The 17,608-nt window shown below is 34.2% G+C and carries 18 protein-coding genes; 5 read left to right on the top strand and 13 right to left on the bottom strand.

Features of this window, described 5'->3' with window-relative positions; all coding sequences use genetic code 11:
* Positions 1 to 104 precede the first annotated feature (104 nt).
* Positions 105 to 773, top strand: a complete 669-nt coding sequence (locus LS66_RS03100) for an outer membrane beta-barrel protein (protein ID WP_034365583.1) — start codon at positions 105 to 107, stop codon at positions 771 to 773.
* Positions 774 to 877: 104 nt separating this feature from the next.
* Here the strand turns inward: LS66_RS03100 and LS66_RS03105 are convergent, their stop codons facing one another.
* From LS66_RS03105 to hypA, 10 genes are all read right to left on the bottom strand, one after another.
* Positions 878 to 2,275: a sodium-dependent transporter gene (locus LS66_RS03105; protein ID WP_034365584.1), complete on the bottom strand. Its 1,398-nt coding sequence runs from the start codon at positions 2,273 to 2,275 to the stop codon at positions 878 to 880.
* Positions 2,276 to 2,809: 534 nt separating this feature from the next.
* Positions 2,810 to 3,412, bottom strand: a complete 603-nt coding sequence (locus tag LS66_RS03110) for a hypothetical protein (RefSeq protein WP_034365585.1) — start codon at positions 3,410 to 3,412, stop codon at positions 2,810 to 2,812.
* A gap of 43 nt (positions 3,413 to 3,455) precedes the next feature.
* A complete protein-coding gene (locus tag LS66_RS03115; RefSeq protein WP_034365587.1) occupies positions 3,456 to 3,668 on the bottom strand; it encodes a hypothetical protein in 213 nt (70 codons plus the stop codon).
* 169 nt (positions 3,669 to 3,837) lie between these two features.
* A complete protein-coding gene (locus LS66_RS03120; RefSeq protein ID WP_034365591.1) occupies positions 3,838 to 4,269 on the bottom strand; it encodes a hypothetical protein in 432 nt (143 codons plus the stop codon).
* A gap of 139 nt (positions 4,270 to 4,408) precedes the next feature.
* Positions 4,409 to 4,720: a hypothetical protein gene (locus tag LS66_RS03125; protein ID WP_034365592.1), complete on the bottom strand. Its 312-nt coding sequence runs from the start codon at positions 4,718 to 4,720 to the stop codon at positions 4,409 to 4,411.
* Positions 4,721 to 4,726: 6 nt separating this feature from the next.
* Positions 4,727 to 5,221 (bottom strand): DUF6402 family protein, encoded by a 495-nt coding sequence (locus LS66_RS03130; protein WP_236096967.1) that lies wholly within the window; start codon positions 5,219 to 5,221, stop codon positions 4,727 to 4,729.
* A 146-nt stretch (positions 5,222 to 5,367) separates the two neighbouring features.
* A complete protein-coding gene (locus LS66_RS03135; RefSeq protein ID WP_034365594.1) occupies positions 5,368 to 6,306 on the bottom strand; it encodes a hypothetical protein in 939 nt (312 codons plus the stop codon).
* Positions 6,303 to 7,460 carry a lipid-A-disaccharide synthase gene (gene lpxB, locus LS66_RS03140; protein ID WP_052057308.1) on the bottom strand — a complete coding sequence of 386 codons (1,158 nt, stop codon included), beginning with the start codon at positions 7,458 to 7,460 and terminating at the stop codon, positions 6,303 to 6,305. The genes LS66_RS03135 and lpxB overlap by 4 nt, the downstream gene beginning before the upstream one ends.
* 15 nt (positions 7,461 to 7,475) lie before the next feature.
* On the bottom strand, positions 7,476 to 7,931 hold the full coding sequence (locus LS66_RS03145) for a hypothetical protein (protein ID WP_011115649.1): 456 nt from the start codon (positions 7,929 to 7,931) through the stop codon (positions 7,476 to 7,478).
* Positions 7,932 to 7,943: 12 nt separating this feature from the next.
* Entirely contained in the window at positions 7,944 to 8,300 is a 357-nt protein-coding gene (gene hypA, locus LS66_RS03150; RefSeq protein WP_034365597.1) for a hydrogenase/urease nickel incorporation protein HypA, read from the bottom strand.
* A gap of 82 nt (positions 8,301 to 8,382) precedes the next feature.
* On the opposite strand from hypA, the gene ispG reads away from it, so the two are divergent.
* Genes ispG through LS66_RS03170 form a run of 4 tightly spaced genes read left to right on the top strand, consistent with a single transcriptional unit; the run spans position 8,383 to position 12,865 of the window.
* The gene (gene ispG / locus LS66_RS03155; RefSeq protein WP_011115647.1) at positions 8,383 to 9,447 is read left to right on the top strand and encodes a flavodoxin-dependent (E)-4-hydroxy-3-methylbut-2-enyl-diphosphate synthase; all 1,065 of its coding nucleotides are present in this window, start codon (positions 8,383 to 8,385) and stop codon (positions 9,445 to 9,447) included.
* Positions 9,447 to 10,715, top strand: coding sequence for a glutamate-5-semialdehyde dehydrogenase (locus LS66_RS03160; protein ID WP_371414316.1), 1,269 nt, complete (start codon positions 9,447 to 9,449; stop codon positions 10,713 to 10,715). The genes ispG and LS66_RS03160 overlap by 1 nt, the downstream gene beginning before the upstream one ends.
* Position 10,716: 1 nt before the next feature.
* Positions 10,717 to 12,297, top strand: coding sequence for a phosphoethanolamine transferase (locus LS66_RS03165; RefSeq protein ID WP_034365599.1), 1,581 nt, complete (start codon positions 10,717 to 10,719; stop codon positions 12,295 to 12,297).
* A 19-nt stretch (positions 12,298 to 12,316) separates the two neighbouring features.
* Positions 12,317 to 12,865, top strand: a complete 549-nt coding sequence (locus LS66_RS03170; protein ID WP_034365602.1) for a hypothetical protein — start codon at positions 12,317 to 12,319, stop codon at positions 12,863 to 12,865.
* A gap of 214 nt (positions 12,866 to 13,079) precedes the next feature.
* On the opposite strand, the gene LS66_RS03175 is transcribed toward LS66_RS03170, so the two are convergent.
* The 3 genes from LS66_RS03175 to LS66_RS03185 form a co-directional block, all read right to left on the bottom strand.
* A complete protein-coding gene (locus LS66_RS03175) occupies positions 13,080 to 13,751 on the bottom strand; it encodes a hypothetical protein (protein WP_034365606.1) in 672 nt (223 codons plus the stop codon).
* Positions 13,752 to 13,867: 116 nt separating this feature from the next.
* Complete coding sequence (locus LS66_RS03180) at positions 13,868 to 15,244, bottom strand: pentapeptide repeat-containing protein (RefSeq protein WP_034365609.1); 1,377 nt, start codon at positions 15,242 to 15,244, stop codon at positions 13,868 to 13,870.
* 42 nt (positions 15,245 to 15,286) lie between these two features.
* A complete protein-coding gene (locus LS66_RS03185) occupies positions 15,287 to 17,605 on the bottom strand; it encodes an Eco57I restriction-modification methylase domain-containing protein (RefSeq protein WP_052057310.1) in 2,319 nt (772 codons plus the stop codon).
* Positions 17,606 to 17,608 lie beyond the last annotated feature (3 nt).

Genomic DNA, 17,608 nt, shown 5'->3' on the forward strand with positions numbered 1-17,608 from the left:
TTTTCGGGGGGGGGGGGGGGGTACAGATGTTTTTTAGTTAAAATCCTTGTCTAAACTTTTGAGATTACATAAAAACTCAAAGGCTATTTTTTAAGGAGACTAAGATGAAAATAAAATTTCTTTTAGGAATGATTCTAGGCTTTGGCTTTATTTCTAGTGTTTATGCTGCAAAAAGTGGTGTGTTTATCGGGGCAGATGTGGGAGTAAATTACCATGTGTCGGAAGGAAAAGTAATATTCTCATCACCTGGTAACGCTTACACATCAGAAAGTAATGACTATTTATTTGATTTATCCTATGGACTAAGAGGAGGCTTTCAATACTACTTCACTCCTAAAGTAGGCTTAAGGGTAGTGGGAGCTTTTGGTAAGGGGAACTATTCTGAAGGTGAAGCTAATGATGGTGAGACTTATGGATTTTTTAGGTATGCGGGCAATGTGGATTTCCTCTATCAATTTGGCTCTAGTGAAATCAATCAGGTAGGAGTATTTGTTGGAGCAGGCTACGAGGGAATAGGAGGGGAGTTAAAAAAACTCTTAGATGATACAAAAGGATTACCCGGACATAAATACAACACGAGTGGGATTTTTATGAATCTTGGATTGCAGGTAATTAGAGATGTGCATCATCAATTTGATTTTATCGTTAGGGTTCCCTTTTATTCTTATCTTGAGAGGAATTTCTCAACGAACGCTGCTCAAGGCAACATCACTATTAACTCTTCACACAAAAATAATTATTCTTTCAATATCGCTTACACCTATGTCTTTTAAGACATAAATTTAGCCAAAGTTTTTATCTTTTTTATAAGGGCTAGAAGCTTTTGGCTCATTTTATATTATGGTGGTTATATACTCTAAAAGATTAGATTTCTCACTCACAGCCCTAAAGATGTAAAAATAAAATCTACCGCGTCCTCTCCTGTAAAAAATTTTATACTCACTGCTACAAGTATCATAATAGTAATAAGCGGAGCAATATAGCGCATAATGATATACCAAAGAGTAAAAGCAATGTTGTTAAAAAAATGTGCGGTGTGCTGTTGTAATTGAGCCTTTGGCACAGCCCAGCCGATAAATGTAACAGCCAAAAGTCCCCCGAGTGTCATAATGATATTTGCAGAGAGAAATTCAATGCTATCCATAAGCGTTTTACCACCAATAGTAAGATAATCTGCCATAGGTGTGCAAATAGAGCAAATAATAATTATACCAAGTGCGCTAATTGCTCCAGCAATGCTCCAAGTTGCCTTTGCTCTGCTCCAATGGTAAGTTTCGCATACATACATAACGGCGGGTTCAAGGAGTGAAATCGCAGAGGTAATGCCTGCAAAACTAAAGGCAATGAGGAATAAAAATGCGATGACATTGCCCCATATACCAAGATGAGAGAGCATAACGGGCAAAGTTATAAAAATGAGCCCAGCACCTCCTCCTACTGCTCCATTATATTCATATACAAAAGTAAAAATCATAAGTCCAGCCATAATAGCGATTAAAATTCCAGATAGCACTACCCAAAGTGCGCTTTTAAAGAGATTTTGATTGCTTTGTGAAGAAGCGGCATAAGTGATGATGATACCTACCCCGAGTGAAAGTGAGAAAAATACCTGCCCTAGAGAATCAATAAATACATTAAGTGTGAGGGCTTTTTTTGCTTCATTTATATCAAAACTCAACATAAAATGTAATGCTTTGCTAAAAGAATCCATACTCATCGCATAGAGCAATAAGCCAAAAAATATAATGAAAAGAAGCGGTGTGAGGATAAGATTCAAGGCTTCAATACCTTTTTTCACACCGCGTGAAATAACCCACGCTGTGATTCCCATAACAAAAAGCAAACCAAGCGTTTGGGGCACAAAACCATTTGTATAGAGAGTATTGAAAATTGTTTCAGAGGTGTGCATATCGCTAGGGAGGTTAAAGCTCACTATAAAGAGATAGTAAAACACCCAGCCTAGCACGATAGCATAAAAAGATAAGATAATAGGACCGCCAATAAGTGTAAATCCAGCTAAACGCCATTTTTTACTTGAGCTCACATCAAGATTTTCATAGCTTTTGACAGCATTGGCGCCCCCCCCCTTGTTCCCAATAAGCATTTCGCCAATAAGCATTGCAATGCCAAGTGAGAGTGCCAAAAATAAATAGAGTAAGACAAATGCACCACCGCCGTTTGTCCCTGCTATGTAGGGAAAACGCCAAATATGCCCTAAGCCAATAGAGCTTCCAAGTGCAGCGAGGATAAAACCAATTTTGCTAAAATGATTCATTAATAACCTTTAAATAATATGAAATTTTGTATAATTTATCTAAAATAAGTTAATCTTAAGTGGGTAAAGGGCGGTAACTATGAATAAATCTCTCACATATTTATCTCAAGAAGCAATGTCAGGACGCGTTATCAATCCTTTATATTAAGTGTAAAGGGGTGGTGGTTGTGTATTATCTATAGCATCTTTACATTGTTGCTGCAATAAAGCCTTATAATCTGTGCCAGAGTCAAAAACCTTACTTATAAGATAGCAAATTCTAATTCTTGTTGTGATAGCTTAGTCAAGGTTGAATGCGTTAATTTCATCTAGTCTAACCTTTGTATCCCTTTTAATATGGAGATAAAAACAAACAATATATATATTTTACTTAAATAGAGGCTAAAAATTCCTTATTTTTAATAGCATAAATACTATAACAAAGAAGTATTATGCTAGAAACTATTATGCGAGAAATAAAAGTAAATAATGCTAATGACAACATTCACAATTCCACCCTGAAATATTCATCAATCGCACTTTTTATAGTATTTGCTAGTTTGTATTGATACATTGAGTAGCATATTTATCAACTATATCTCGTGTTTGTTTTGAAAAATATTTTGGATTCTGTGCTATTACTTCTTTATCGCTACAAATATAACCAAACTTGCCACTATTAATATAGTCTGCGAGTAAAGAGACCAACATATTTGTCTCCTTATTATTGTTATCTCCTTGCGGTAAAACCCAATTCGTCCTTATAAAAAATCTTTGAGTATCTCGTTGCTCCTTTTTGGCAATAAACATCAAACTAAGGTTTAATATGTCTTCAACAAATCTAAAATGTGGGTCATAATACCCATCTTCTTCCTCTGGCACATATCCCACAGAATCCAAGTAATATTTTGCACTAAAACTTATTTTTTTGGCACTTTCGCACACATTGGTTAAAATATCTTGAGACTTGTAACACTTGTAAGATTCGGCAAATGCAAGGAAAGCCGATTCGCAAACACTTTGTTCTATAATTTGATTTGCACATTGTGTTTTTTCTGCAAGAAGTTTCGATACCAAATAATTAAGCTCTTCTTGAGTAATATTTACACCTTGTGCCATTCCAAAAGCTATCAAAAATAATAAGACTATCTTTCTCATTGCAATTCCTCCTTAAAGTATGCTTGTGTATTCTTAGGCACTTTTAACACACGACAAAAATAGGTGCAAGAATATTTACATATTGTGTAAATGTTGTACCTAATATGCTGCCTAATATAAAATATTTATTAATAAAATAATTAGGGTATTTATAGCTACTAATGCCAAGTATCATAAGAGTTACAATATTTGCTAACACAAAAAATATGGCAACCTCAATGAGCATTGCATACAACAAAAATCCCCAATCTCCCATTATTTATCCTCCCAATCTCACAATTATTTTGAAGACACTCTTTGTATCCAAATCCTTTAGAATCGCAATATCTTTAAACCCTTTACTTGTTACTAGAAAATCACAACCCAAGTTAAAATTCTTTTGTGTTTGTTGGTAATCGTGATTTTGCATAAAACAGCCCTTGCATTTAACTAAGCTTATAAGATAAATAAAAGCTATTTAGAAATAGCGTGATTAGATAAGCAAACAATGGTAAAAAATGTCGTGTTTTATATATTTTTTTGTTCTCTTGTTTCTTGTATGCTCTATATGTAAGCAGACACATATAGCACCACACTAAGAAAAAAGACAATACATTAATAATGCCAAAAATAATAGGTGTAAAAATCTTTACAAATTCTATTGTTCCCTTTCCCAATATGCAGCCCATTAAACTACCCAATATACTGCCAACTATGCCACTACATACAATGCCTATAACAAAACGCTTGTTTGCAAAAAGATGATATTTCTTATATGCAATAGTAAATATTATAAAAAGCACAATGTGTGCTGCGAGCCAACATATAAAAATATCAAACAATGACGCAATAATCAAAAACCCAAATCCATCAGTCATTATCTAGTCTCATTGTTGGAATAACTAATGATTAATTGTATCATAATTAGCAATATAAAACAATAAGCATAGTGTTATCATATATAATACAAACCCCAGCACAAAATCTTTTATAATATTATTTTGCAATGATATTTTTTTATTTTTTGCAAAAAATAATACACATCACTATCCAAGTAGGACATAGTAAAATAACATAGATTCCTAAGCTTATAACAATGCTCTTTAAAATCTCATCTGTGAATACTACAGCTTTTGTTCGTATATAAAAACTCGGTATGAGTATGAGAAGAAATACAGCAAAGCCCGCAATACCACCAAAGATAAAATAACGATTAATGTATGTTTTGAAAAATAACAGAGATGCTACTCCTATTACATTGCTACCACAAGATAATATAAAAACATACAATATCACAAAGTCAAAACTAGGTATTTGCACGATATTCATAATTATCTACCTAATAGAACTAGTAACAATCTTAAATACCGACCTAAACCTAGAATCTTGTGGCACTACTATATTTTTAAAATCCTTGCTTGTTGCTAAGAAATCACAACCTAGATTAAAATGCGTTTGTGCGTTTTGGTAGTCGTGGTTGTAAATAGGGTAGATATTTTTATTTTTGTAGCTCTCATATTTTTCTTGAGTTATAGCAAAGTTGAGTTTTAAGCCAAATGCTATTGCAGCACCAACATTTGTTGCACTAATTATCCCGCTTTTTTCTGCATATTTATTCATCTGACTCTCTGATACATCTTTATCAAACTTCATTTCATTATAATCCCAAGCTCCCACAGGCTGCCCTAATTCTGCTATGCTTCCATCATCATTAAAAGTATGGTCTTGGTCTCTAAAATCAAAGCTATCATCAATATAAGCTTTGATTTGTGTAGGATATATTGCTATTTTACTTTCATTTAACTTTTCTACTTCAAATTTATCTAGCACATAATAGATTTGGAATTTACCAGAGAGGGCATACGAGGCTATGGCTTGATTAGATTTTTATAAAACCTAGTTTGTATTCTAGTCCAAAGTCTATATCAGAAATGCCATAATATTGCATTTGATGTCTTCTTAAATCACTTGAAAACTTACTCACCAAAAGCCTCCTTATAATTTTGCCATTCCCTTTGTAAAAGTTTTGATATAGTTATCTCATCTTTATATTTTTTCTGTAAATTTGAACGCATTTTAGGAATATCATTGCACCCTTGTGCCATTTCCCTAAGTTCATTTGCACGCTGCTCATCATAAGGTTCTTCTCCCCCTATATGGATACATTCACAGCTTTTATTGATAAAATCATCAACTTCCTTTATTTGTGTATAGGGAATTAGTTTGTTGCCATAACTTGCTTTTACTCCATCTTTTTCTTGCTTGAATCTTCTAAACCCTGCAGTGTGAGAGCATATATTTTGATTAAAATATTTATCATAAAGGATAAAATCAATATGTGTTTTATCTGCATTCCAAACAATATCTATTTTTTCATAATTTGCATAATTAGCACTCGGTGATAAATCTAGGCTAAAATTTTCCTTTTTTGCCAAAATATTTGGATTATGCTTAAGAATCTCTTTAAAAAAAGGATAACTTGTAAAAGTGTTACGATCCATAAGTGAATTATTGATAGCTTCAGTAATATCTACACCTTTATAAAATACAAAACCATCATCACCTTTGCTTGTAGCACTGCAATCATCTAGCAAACAACCAAATTGCGATAAAACATCTAAAATCAAGTCATTTCCTTCATATTTCTTGCGTAAAGCAACAAACTCTTTATCAATTTCTTTTCGTTTTAAATTTTTTATTTGGCTATATTTTATTCTTTCTTGCTCATTCATTGTCTGTATAGAATTCACATTTTCAGATTCTATAAATTTTTCCCTAGATTCCATAAAGTTTTTTATATCACTTGGTAAAGCGTTGCTCACTTCTTTTTGATTGGCTTGCATATTGGAATTGCAAGCGATAAATGCCATAACTAAAACCAAATATAATGCCATTTTTATTTTTTCATAAGTCATAAATTCCCTTCTTTTAATAGCTTATGGAGAAGTTTAATTACTCTTTCTACACTTCCGCAAGCAAGATAAGAGCGGATTTCCTTAGCTTTAGCAAAAAATTCGTGTGCATTTGTAGCGTGGTAGATATTAAGCAGATTCTCTTTTGTGAGCGAAGATTGGATAAGTTCGGTATGAATCTCTTTTTCACCTGTGCGTGGATTCCCACAATGCAGAGCATTATAAAGAATATTAGCAAGTCCTATATGTTTTAGTTTTACAAAGGCTCGTGCAATCATTACATCAATAGTGCGTGTCTTATAACCAAGCACAAGGGGTGTGCCAATGAGCGTAGCTTGAAGCGTGGCAGTGCCAGAGCAAACAAAGGCAAAACTACTTTCCAAAAGCGCACTATTAGCATCAAAACTAAGCTCAAAATAATGTATATCCTCTCCATAAATGTTGTGCATTGCCTCTTTGTCTAGATTTTTAAAATGTTCAGGTAGCACGAGAATCTTAGGATTTGGAATCTCTTTTGCCACAGCGGCAAAAATAGGAAAAATGCGTTTTATCTCTCCTTTACGGCTGCCGGGCATAAAGGCGATTTTTCCATTTTCAAGAGGTAAGGGTTGCTCTTTAAGTGTGGGAATCTCATCAAGCAAGGGGTGTCCAACATAAAATGCTCTGTTTTCAGCCACTGCGTTAGGATACATTTGAAGTTCAAAAGGCAAAATCGCACATAAATAATCACATACAGATTCTATTTCTTTGGCTCTCCACGGCTTCCACGCCCAAACTTGTGGTAAGATATAATATATAACAGGCACTTTGGTAGTATTTTTTTTAAGAGTTTTGGCAATAGGCAAATTGAAGCTTGAGCTATCCATAAGAAGCACTACGTCACATTGCGCAGCAAGTTCGCTCATTTCTTTAATGGCTCGTTTAAAAAAAGCAAGTTTTTTTATCACATCAAAAAATCCCATAATTGCAAAATCTTTAAGCGTATAAGAGGGCGAGGCATAAGGGAAATTGGTAAAAGTCTCTGGCTCAAAGACACCACAGATGTGAGTGGATTTATCAAGATTTTGAGCAAGAAATTTAAGATGGAGATTCGCACTGGGCTCACACGCACTCACAAAAAGGCGTTTTGGCGTGGTATAAGCACTTTGATATTGCATAGGTATCCTTTTAAGTTAGGGCTTACTTGGATCTTCTAAAGATTCTTGTAGTGTCTCACGCATATTTTGCATTTGGTGTAGATTCTCTTCAAGCTGATATTCACTTTTTAAATCACGTAGCTCTACAAGTAGCTTAGAATTTTCAAGCTCAAGTTCGCTTATTTTAAGCATAAGTGCTTCTTTTTGGCTTTCTTCTTTTTCTGGTGGCACAGGAGATTCAGAGATTTTTTGCTCAATGGCGCGAAGGATATTTTGTGCTTTAGTAATGCCCTCACGTAGCTCTTTGAGTTTAGCTTGAGAATTTTTAATATCTTCGTGGTATTGGGCAATTTCAATACGTAGTTTTTGCCGCTCATTTTCAAAAATTCCTACAATATCCCAAAGATTTTGCGTTTGAGGATTGTATTTTAAAAGCTGCTCAAATACGCGCTCATCTACTTTTTGAGCAAGAGGTTTATCAATTTTAGGCATATATGCTCCTTTTTAAGATTGTATATCAAGCTCAAGGCTAAGGAGATGCAGCTCTTTGCCCTTAGCGATGATGACATTATGACTTTGACACTGCGGACAAGTGCTATATGTGAGATTTTGTGCTTGAAAATAATGCCCGCAGTCGCGACACTCTAGCTCAACGCTTTGGGATTGTATTTCCAAAATAGTATTTTGACACAAAGGTGAATCAAGTCTAAAAGTCTCAAATGCACTTTTTACAAGCGCACTATCTACACCACTACGCTCACCAACGGCGATGCAGACTTTGGCAATAGAGGCAGCATTATGCTCTTTTGCGTGAGATTCGCACATTTGTATCAGTGAGGCGACAATAGAATATTCGTGCATTTTTGTCCTTGTATGTAAAGTTGTAGGTTGAATTTTACCCAAGAAGTGATAAAATAAGCAAAAAATCACAAAGGGATTTGGAGTGCAAAGGGTAAAAACAAAACAAATTTTTGTAGGAAATGTGGCAGTAGGCGGTGATGCACCTATTAGTGTGCAAAGTATGACTTTTAGTAAAACTTGTGATATAGAGGCGACAAAAGCACAGCTTGATAGATTATATTTTGCTGGGGCTGATATGGTGCGTGTGGCAGTGAGCGACCCAAAAGACGCAGATGCACTCAAAGATTTGAAAAAGGTCTCGCCCCTGCCACTTATCGCGGATATTCATTTTAGATATAAATTTGCACTTATTGCAGCAGAGAGCGTGGATTGTATCCGTATTAATCCGGGTAATATTGGCTCAAAAGATAGAATTAAAGCTGTGGCAGATGCGTGTAATGCACGAGGCATACCTATTCGTATTGGTGTAAATGGTGGGAGTTTAGAAAAACAATTTGAGGAAAAATATGGTGCAACTCCTAAAGGTATGGTTGAATCTGCGTTATACAACATCAAGCTTTTAGAGGATTTTGGCTTTAGTAATATTAAAATTTCACTTAAAGCAAGTGATGTGTTACGCACAATGGAGGCATATAGAATGTTGCGTCCATTGGTAGATTATCCTTTTCATCTAGGTGTTACAGAGGCTGGGACATTGCCCCATTCAATGATAAAAAGTGCTATGGCACTTGGTGGGCTGCTTATGGAGGGTATTGGCGATACGATGAGAATCTCCATAACAGGTGAGCTTGAAGAAGAAATTAAAGTCGCGCGCCTCATACTTCAATACAGCGGACGACAAAAAAGCGGGGTAAGTATAGTGTCTTGCCCTACTTGTGGGCGGATTGAAGCGAATCTTGTCAAAATGGTGCAAGAAGTAGAATCTCGCATTAAACATATCAAAATACCTTTGCAAGTGAGTGTGATGGGCTGTGCTGTAAATGCTTTGGGTGAAGCTAAACACGCAGATATTGCTATTGCTTTTGGGAATAAAGATGGATTGATTATTAAAGAGGGGAAGATTCTCTGTAAGCTCAAAGAAGACCAATTACTTGAGCGATTTATCACAGAAGTGGAGGAACTTGCCAAGCAAAGAGAGGAAGTATAATGTATGAAGAATCACAAAAGATGCAATTCAAACAAGATATGGTAGCAATGCTCATATCGGCAAAGCGTAGTGCAAGGATATTAGAGCGATTAAGTAATGAAGAAAGAAATGCAGTGCTAGAATCTATGGCAGATGAGATAGAATCTCAATGCGGAATAATATGTGAAGCAAATGCTAAAGATATGAGTGCGGCAGCGCATCTTCCCCTAGCAATGCGTAAAAGATTAGAATTAAATAGCATAAAAGTGCATTCTATGGCAGATTCTATGCGTGATATTGCAAAGCTTCATTGCAGTGTAGGGCAGGTGATAAAAAGTTGGAAAAACAAGGCAGGATTAGAGATTACACAAGTGAGTGTGCCGCTTGGTGTCATTGGTGTCATTTATGAATCTCGCCCTAATGTTACAAGTGATGTAAGTGCATTGTGCTTTAAAAGTGGGAATGTGTGTGTGCTCAAAGGTGGCAAAGAGGCATTTCACTCAAATGTGGCAATACTTAAAGCATTGCATAGTGCATTAGAGCAGCATTCACTTCCTAAAGGATGTGTGAGTATGATAGAGGATACTTCACGTGAGGGAATATTAGAATTTGTCAAAATGGATAAGTATGTGGATTTGCTTATACCACGAGGGGGCGAGGGATTGATTGAATTTGTCAAACATAACGCAACAATTCCTATCATCAAGCACGATAAGGGCGTGTGCCATACCTATATCCATAAAAGTGCGGATTTGGATATGGCACTCAATGTTGTGCTCAATGCAAAGTTAAGCTATCCCGCCGCGTGTAATGCGTGTGAGTGTATCTTGCTTGATGAGGCGCTTGTAGAGGGATTCTTACCGAAATTGCTTACAAAATTAAGAGAAGCAGATGTGCGTGTGATGTTTGAAAATGAAGTATGGCTCAAAAATTGGGGCATTGCAGATGATGGCTTAGCTGATTTTAACAAAGAGTGGGGCGATAAGATTCTTAATCTTAAAGTTGTAAATGGAATTGATGAAGCCCTAGAGCATATTGCGCACTTTGGTTCTGCGCATTCGGAATCTATTATCACTCAAGATGAAGTGATAGCACAAACTTTTATGCGTGAGGTCGATGCAGCGTGTGTGTATGTGAATGCTTCTACACGATTTAGCGATGGTGGAGAGTTTGGCTTTGGTGCGGAGGTGGGTATTTCTACCTCTAAACTTCACGCTAGAGGTCCTATGGGTATAGAATCTTTATTAAGTTATAAATATTGTATTACAGGCAATGGACAAGTGAGGTAAAATGGGAATCTTAAAAAAACAATGGAATATTTCGTGGCTTAATTTCGCTTTGCTTTGTGCAGCTTTTTTAAGTGCTATGAATTTTAATCTTTTTATTTTTATTTATACAAGTATTGATGAAAGTGCAACTTTGTGGCAGCATATCGCCTTTGTGCCAATGGTTTTTTTGCTTTTATTTGTGATTTTAACACTTTTGCTTGTGCCGTATTTGAGTAAAGTTTTTATGATAATTTTTATAATGGTAGCTTGTGTAAGTGCCTATTTTATGAGTGCTTATGGAGTGATTATTGATAAGACAATGCTAGAAAATGCCTTTAAAACCGATGCACGAGAGGTGCGAGAACTTCTTAATTTAAAACTTGTTTTGTTTGTGCTATTTTTTGGTATCTTACCTTGCCTACTTGTGCTAAAAACGCGTATTGTATATGCACCTAAGGGTATAAAAAATGCACTTCTTACACGATTTGCGAGCTTTTTTGTGGGAATTTTGCTTCTTTTAGCGATTTTTGTCCCTCAAACACAATTTTTTGTGCCATTTTTTAGATATTATTATCAGAGCGAATACTACACTACGCCATTTTATCAGCTCAAATCTTTAGTCAAATATATCAAATCCCGCACCTTTACAAAACCTCCACTTGAGATTATTGCACCAGATGCACGTATTTTAGAGCATAAAAAAAGATTGCTTATTCTTGTAGTGGGCGAGACTGCGAGGGCGGCAAATTTTTCATTGCTTGAAAAAGACAGGGCAACTACGAATGAAACTAATCCTTATACTAAAAAATGGGGTGGGGTTGTATTTTTTAATGCTGTAAGATCTTGTGGCACTTCTACAGCTGTGAGTGTGCCCTGTATGTTTTCAGTTTCTACACGTAAGCAATATAAAGAAAGTGAGTTTAAAGAAAATGCACTTGATATTTTGCAAAAAGTGGGTGTGAGGGTGGTTTGGTTTGGGAATAATTCGGGTGGCTGTCAAGGTGTATGTGAGCGTATCAAAGAAGTAAAAATGTTTAATGAAGACTATGATGAAGCTTTGCTCAAAGATATACAAAATGCTTTAAATCTTGGAGAGCAAGAGATTATTATTGTGCATTTGCAAGGCTCACACGGACCAACTTATTATAAAAGATACCCAAAAGATTTTACACGTTTTACGCCCACTTGTGATACAAATGAATTGCAAAAATGCACACAAGAGGAGCTCACAGATACTTATGATAATACGATTGCTTATAGCGATTATGTGATAAGTAAGCTGATTAAAATGCTGCAATCTCAAAGCGGAGTTCAAGCTTCTTTGCTTTATGTTTCCGACCACGGCGAGAGTTTAGGAGAAAATGGTATTTATTTGCACGCAATGCCTTATTTTTTAGCCCCAAAAGAGCAAATACACGTTCCCTTGCTTTTTTATAGTAATGATAAAAATTTGCTTGATCTTGCCTATAAACATAAGGATTATAATCTTTCGCACGACTATCTTTTTAGCACTTTACTTGGATATTTTGATGTGCACACAAAAGTTTATGATAAAAACCTTGATATTTTTTATACAAATTTATTAAATAAAGAGGAGAATTAGCGCGATGTTAAGGATATGTATGAAAAAATTTAGCATATTATTTTTATCTTTTATTTTTATTTCTGATATTTTTGCTAATGATTATTATGATACAGGCAGAGTTTTTGCAGGAATAGAATTAGGAGGCGCTGGAATTGCAGATTTTAGCACAGGTGTAATTGGAGGTTATGCTTATTATTTTCCACAATCTTATCAGAATCTAGATTCTTTTAGACAAGGGATACGAGGTATTGTGGGGATAAATTGGGGTTTATACAGGCATAGCAAGTTAAATCCACAAGGCATAAGTTGGGTTGAGACTTCTAGTAATGCTTTATATACGCGTATTGGGGTAGATTGGATTATAGATTTTAATCCTCAAGATACATTTGTATGGGGTGCTTTTGCTGGGCTTAATATAGGATATTTTAAAGTCTTTACTTCTGATTTTATCCCTCCCACACATAGGGGTTTTAATCTAGAAGGGCACATTGGAGGGAGTTTAACTTATAATAATATGCATAGGATTGAGCTATTACTCGGCTGGGGATATTCACGCTCAGCACTGCGTTATGTGTATATGTTTTGATAAGGGCAACCTGTCTAAATGACAGGTTTTACGCATTCCTTTAGCTTTGAGATTGAAAATTCTGTAAATTGTTTTGCTTTTGATAAGAAGATTCCATCAATTTTGCCTTTGGATTTCAGAGATAAATAAATTTTATGAGTATATCTAAAATCATCAATATTTTAATGTGTTAAAGTTACATAAAAGTTAAAGAATCTAAATTATTTTAAAATTATCATACATAAAAATTTTTTAGCTTCGCTTCTTTTATTTCTTTACAATTAATATGTTCAAACCATTTGGCTAATCCATCAATTTGGGGTTTTGTAAGAGAATAATCTTTTTTTAAATATTTTAATAAGCTATCAATATAGACACTTTGTTCTTGATTTAAGCACTGCAAAGCTTTTTCCATTTTATAGTAATAAGCATAACAGGTTGAAAGATTGAGTAAAGAAAATTTTTTAGGTATATTTGGGGAGTTTAGAATATTATAAATATGATTTATTGCTTCTTCGGATAAGTCATAGTTATTTTTATATTCTTGATAGTAAGATTGGAGCGTGTTATATGAAATATTTTCAAAACCCAACTCTTTTAATTTTTCCTCTCTTAAAAGCAAATAAGTTAAGGCTTGGGATTTTTTATCTAGTTTTTGTTGTTTAGAGTTTAAACGAGAAGAAGAATAATCGTGTTTGTCTTTTGTGGAATTTACAAGAAGAGAGGTGGTCAAATCAGGCACAGAGCTTAAATCGGTTTGGCTGTGTTGCTTAGCACATTGTTCTCCTGCTTTAAAAATCCTGCCAGCATCATCAAGCAAAAAATAGGCTTTCCCCGAAGTAAGTTTTCTGTTATCGCAGTAAGACGGGGTATCTGGATTGACAAAATCTCTTTTAATTGCTCTCATTTATCACTATTCTCCATAATTTCTATTTTCTAACATTATAGCATTATTTGGATTCTAAAATTATATCTACTTAATGAGATTTGTAGGAGCTTGAGCAAAAAGGGATTATTTAGAATCTAATGCGGAATAATAGAGTTCTTACGCGCGGTTTTAATAAATGAATAGAGCATAAAAGCAAATACAATAGTATAGATTCCGCCAATAACTGATAATGGGTCTAACATACTTCTTTTATCTGTAAAAATACCAATGGCTGGGATAAGGTATTTGGGTGATGCAGCAAAAAGGAATATCATAACACAATAAGAGATACATATTCCTATAACTCGTGCTCTATCCCACAATACACTCAGTATAAATAATCCTATAAACAACATAAAAAGTAACGCGTTCATTCCCAGCATCTGATAGCTATGCGTTAGCACAAAATGGTTGATATGGGCGTTATACATTTCAATCAAACTATGCGCACTAAAATCACAAAACTTTAAATAACCATAATCAAAGGCTACAATAACTCCACTACTTAGAATCCCAAAGATTCCCACTACAATCAATAAACTATGCCAAATCTTTAATAAATCAGTGTGGTGGTCGGAAGTGTGGCGATAGAATTTTAAAATCCATTTATCTATCCAATCCCTACTAAATATTTTAGGTTTTTTAGATTCTAACTCTATTTCTTTGCAATATAGCTCTATTCTATGATGATTTGCAGCGTCTAAAAGATTGTTTTCTTTAATCAGTGCATTTTTAAAGAGCCGAAAAGAATCGCGAAATATTATTGTATTTTCTGTAAATGTCTGCTCTTTGTTTGTAAGGATATAATATCTCTGTATATTTTTGATAGTGTTAAAATAAGTTATTTTTTGTAAGTTAAAGTCAGTATTGACCAGATTAATTTTATCTATCATCGCTCCAGAAAAGTTGGGAAGTATGTTAAACTTACATTGAAACAAAGAGAGAAAATCATTCGTAACACATTTAAGAAACAATGATTCTTGCTTAAATGCACTTCCTTCAAAACTTATTTTTTTAAAGAAATGAGCAGATATAAAGTTTGTTGTATCACCGAAAGTATTGCCTATAAAAAACACATTGTCTTTGAACTCCGATTCGCGAAACGATACCTCTTTGCCAAAGCTTGTTTGTAAAAAATCTACACCAGCCTCAAAGATTGTATCAGTAAAGCCAATATTCTGTTGGAAATGTGCATCGTCAAATATAACTTGTTTTTGAAAATTACACGCTTTAAACACAACTTCTTTTTGAAAATTACACGCTTTAAATATAACTTTGTATGAAAATGTTTTGTTTTTATATATTATTGATTCTGTAAAATTACATTGCTTAAAATGTATGTCAAAATTCCAATTAAAAGCATTCAATATCAAAGATACATCTTGCACTATGTAAAGTTCACTCTCCTCATTATAAGTTATTTTATTCGCCTCAATATTCAATTCTTTAGCGATAGTTTCTATTGCATTCAAATTATTCTCCTTTTTTAATGCTTAATAGTATTTCTATACCTTTTATATAGATTCAATAATTTTAATTTCTTTAGAATCTAGTTTGTAAAGAGCATAGACTAATCTATCAATCTCAGATTCTAAATGTAAAATATTAGCATTTGAATCTTTATTTTTGATGTCTAAAATCTCATCTACCAAAGCGATGATTTGATTAACGATTGTTTGGTTTTTTGCATTGATTTTGGGGATAGGTATATTCATTAAAGGTTCTTTATCAATTTGATAATTATTGCCTTGCATTTTGCCTTTATGTCTTAACCAAAAAGCTATAAGCTTTGAATTGAGTAATCCTGTTAAAAATTTTAAATCTATTCGGCTTGTTTGGATAATAAAAAATGTTGAAGTAACATAACAATCAAAATCTACATAAGTAAAAATAGGTTTATCAGGGCATTTTCTTAATGATACAATGCTAGGAGTTTTGTTAAAAAAATATTCTTGTTTTGCTCTATGTAAGCCATAAGGTTTATTGTCAGAGGTAATAACATCTCTAAAATTGTCTAAATGCTTCTTTAGATTAGGATATTTATCCATAGAATTAGGATTCTTAAAACTTGAATCAGTGTAAATAACCCACTCATCATTATTTGGATTACCATAGAATCTAAAAAGCTCATTGCTTGTATAGAGAGGTTTTATAAGCTTTAATTCGCTTTTTGTTAAATGTAAGGATTTAAGTTCTTTTGTTGAAATTTGAAAAATTCCAGCCCCAACTTCATAATTTGTTAGCCCCATTTTCTTTTTGACTTTATCAGTCAAGCCTATACCGATTTGTGCTTCATCATCTCGCAAATAAAATGTCCCATTTTCTAAAATTTTATTCAGCACTTCCTCTTGTTTAGAATCTGTAAAAGTCAAAGATTTATTAAGCATTTGGCTTGGTGTAATGCTAGGTTCTAAATAGATATTATCCTCAAAAGATTCTCTTTTCAAAATTGCTTCTCTGTGTGAATCTGTGGGCTTTTTGGATTCTATCTTTGCATAGTTGATTTGGTAGCTTTCAGGGATAGAATCTCGTTTTTGAAATTCCATAACCATTGTTTGGATACTTGCAGCATTAAAGCACATATATGAGCCAAAATCTATGAGATTAAGGATTTGAGATTCTGTTAATATTACATTTCTAAGGTTTTTTGCTCCTGTATTTGTTGTCCAATTGTTCGTAGCGATAAAAGTTACAATGTCTTTATTTTTAACTATATCAAATCCTAGTCCTACAAAATGATACCAAATATCCATTTTGCCTTGATAGGTTCTTAAATGCCTCGTGCCATCAAAAAGCTTTTTATTGTCCGCTTCTTTGATATAGGGTGGATTGCCAATCACAATATCAAAGCCCCCTTGTGCGAAAATGGGTGCAAAAAAGAAGCGATATAAAAAAAGCTTGTCGGTGTGGAAGTTATGTTCTTTATAATCTTTAAAGAGTGTGTTTAAATCGTGTTTAAAAGATTCGTATTGAAGTATTTTTTCTTGCTGTTTATCTCTTTCTTTTGGCTTAGATTTTGGATTTGCCTTTATGCTTTGAATATTCTCATCAATTTGCTTGATACGCTCATCAAAGGCTTCTTTCATTATCGCTAAAATCTCTGCTTTGAGTTGTGCTTTTTGTGCATTTGGCTCATAGTATTGCAGAAAAAGTGCTTCTAGCTTATGAGTTTGTGATTTATCAAATAAAGACGCATTGGCATTGCTCGTTTTCCCCCAAAGGTCTTTTTGATGTTGTGGTGCATTCAAATCACTTGGAATAATTTCAATGCCATTAATGCTTTCTATAAGAGCATTGCCCTGCATAAATTTAAAGTCAAGGTTTGGAAGTGGGCTAGGTGTATCCTCATCTACGGCGATTGAGAGCCAAAAGCGGAGTTTTGCTATCTCAATCGCATCAGCATCAATGTCTATTCCATAGATTTGCTGCTCTATAATCTCGCGCTTATATCTTGCTAAGTCTTGCTTTTGCAAAGAGGGGTTGAGTGTGTGCAGAGCTTCTAGTATCTCGCTTAGCATTCCCATTGGGAAAGCACCACTTCCAATAGCTGGGTCTAGGATTTTAAGCGATGTGATAGCTTGTGTTAATTGTTTCGCATTTTGTGCAATAAAATCATCGCTTTGTTTATAAAAAATAAAGTTATAGAGTGAATCTTTGTGTGCGTGTGGAGATTCTGTATCTTGTGTGAGGTGAGATTCATCGTGCAAGATTCTCTCCTGTAATGTGCGGGTTAGGACATTTTTACACATAAAATGCACAATTTCTCTAGGCGTGTAAAAAGCCCCACTTGATTTATTATAATCAATGAGGTTTTCAAACACTTTGCCTAGCATTTC

The organism is Helicobacter sp. MIT 03-1614 (assembly GCF_000762925.2).
Classification (GTDB): Bacteria; Campylobacterota; Campylobacteria; order Campylobacterales; family Helicobacteraceae; genus Helicobacter_C; species Helicobacter_C hepaticus.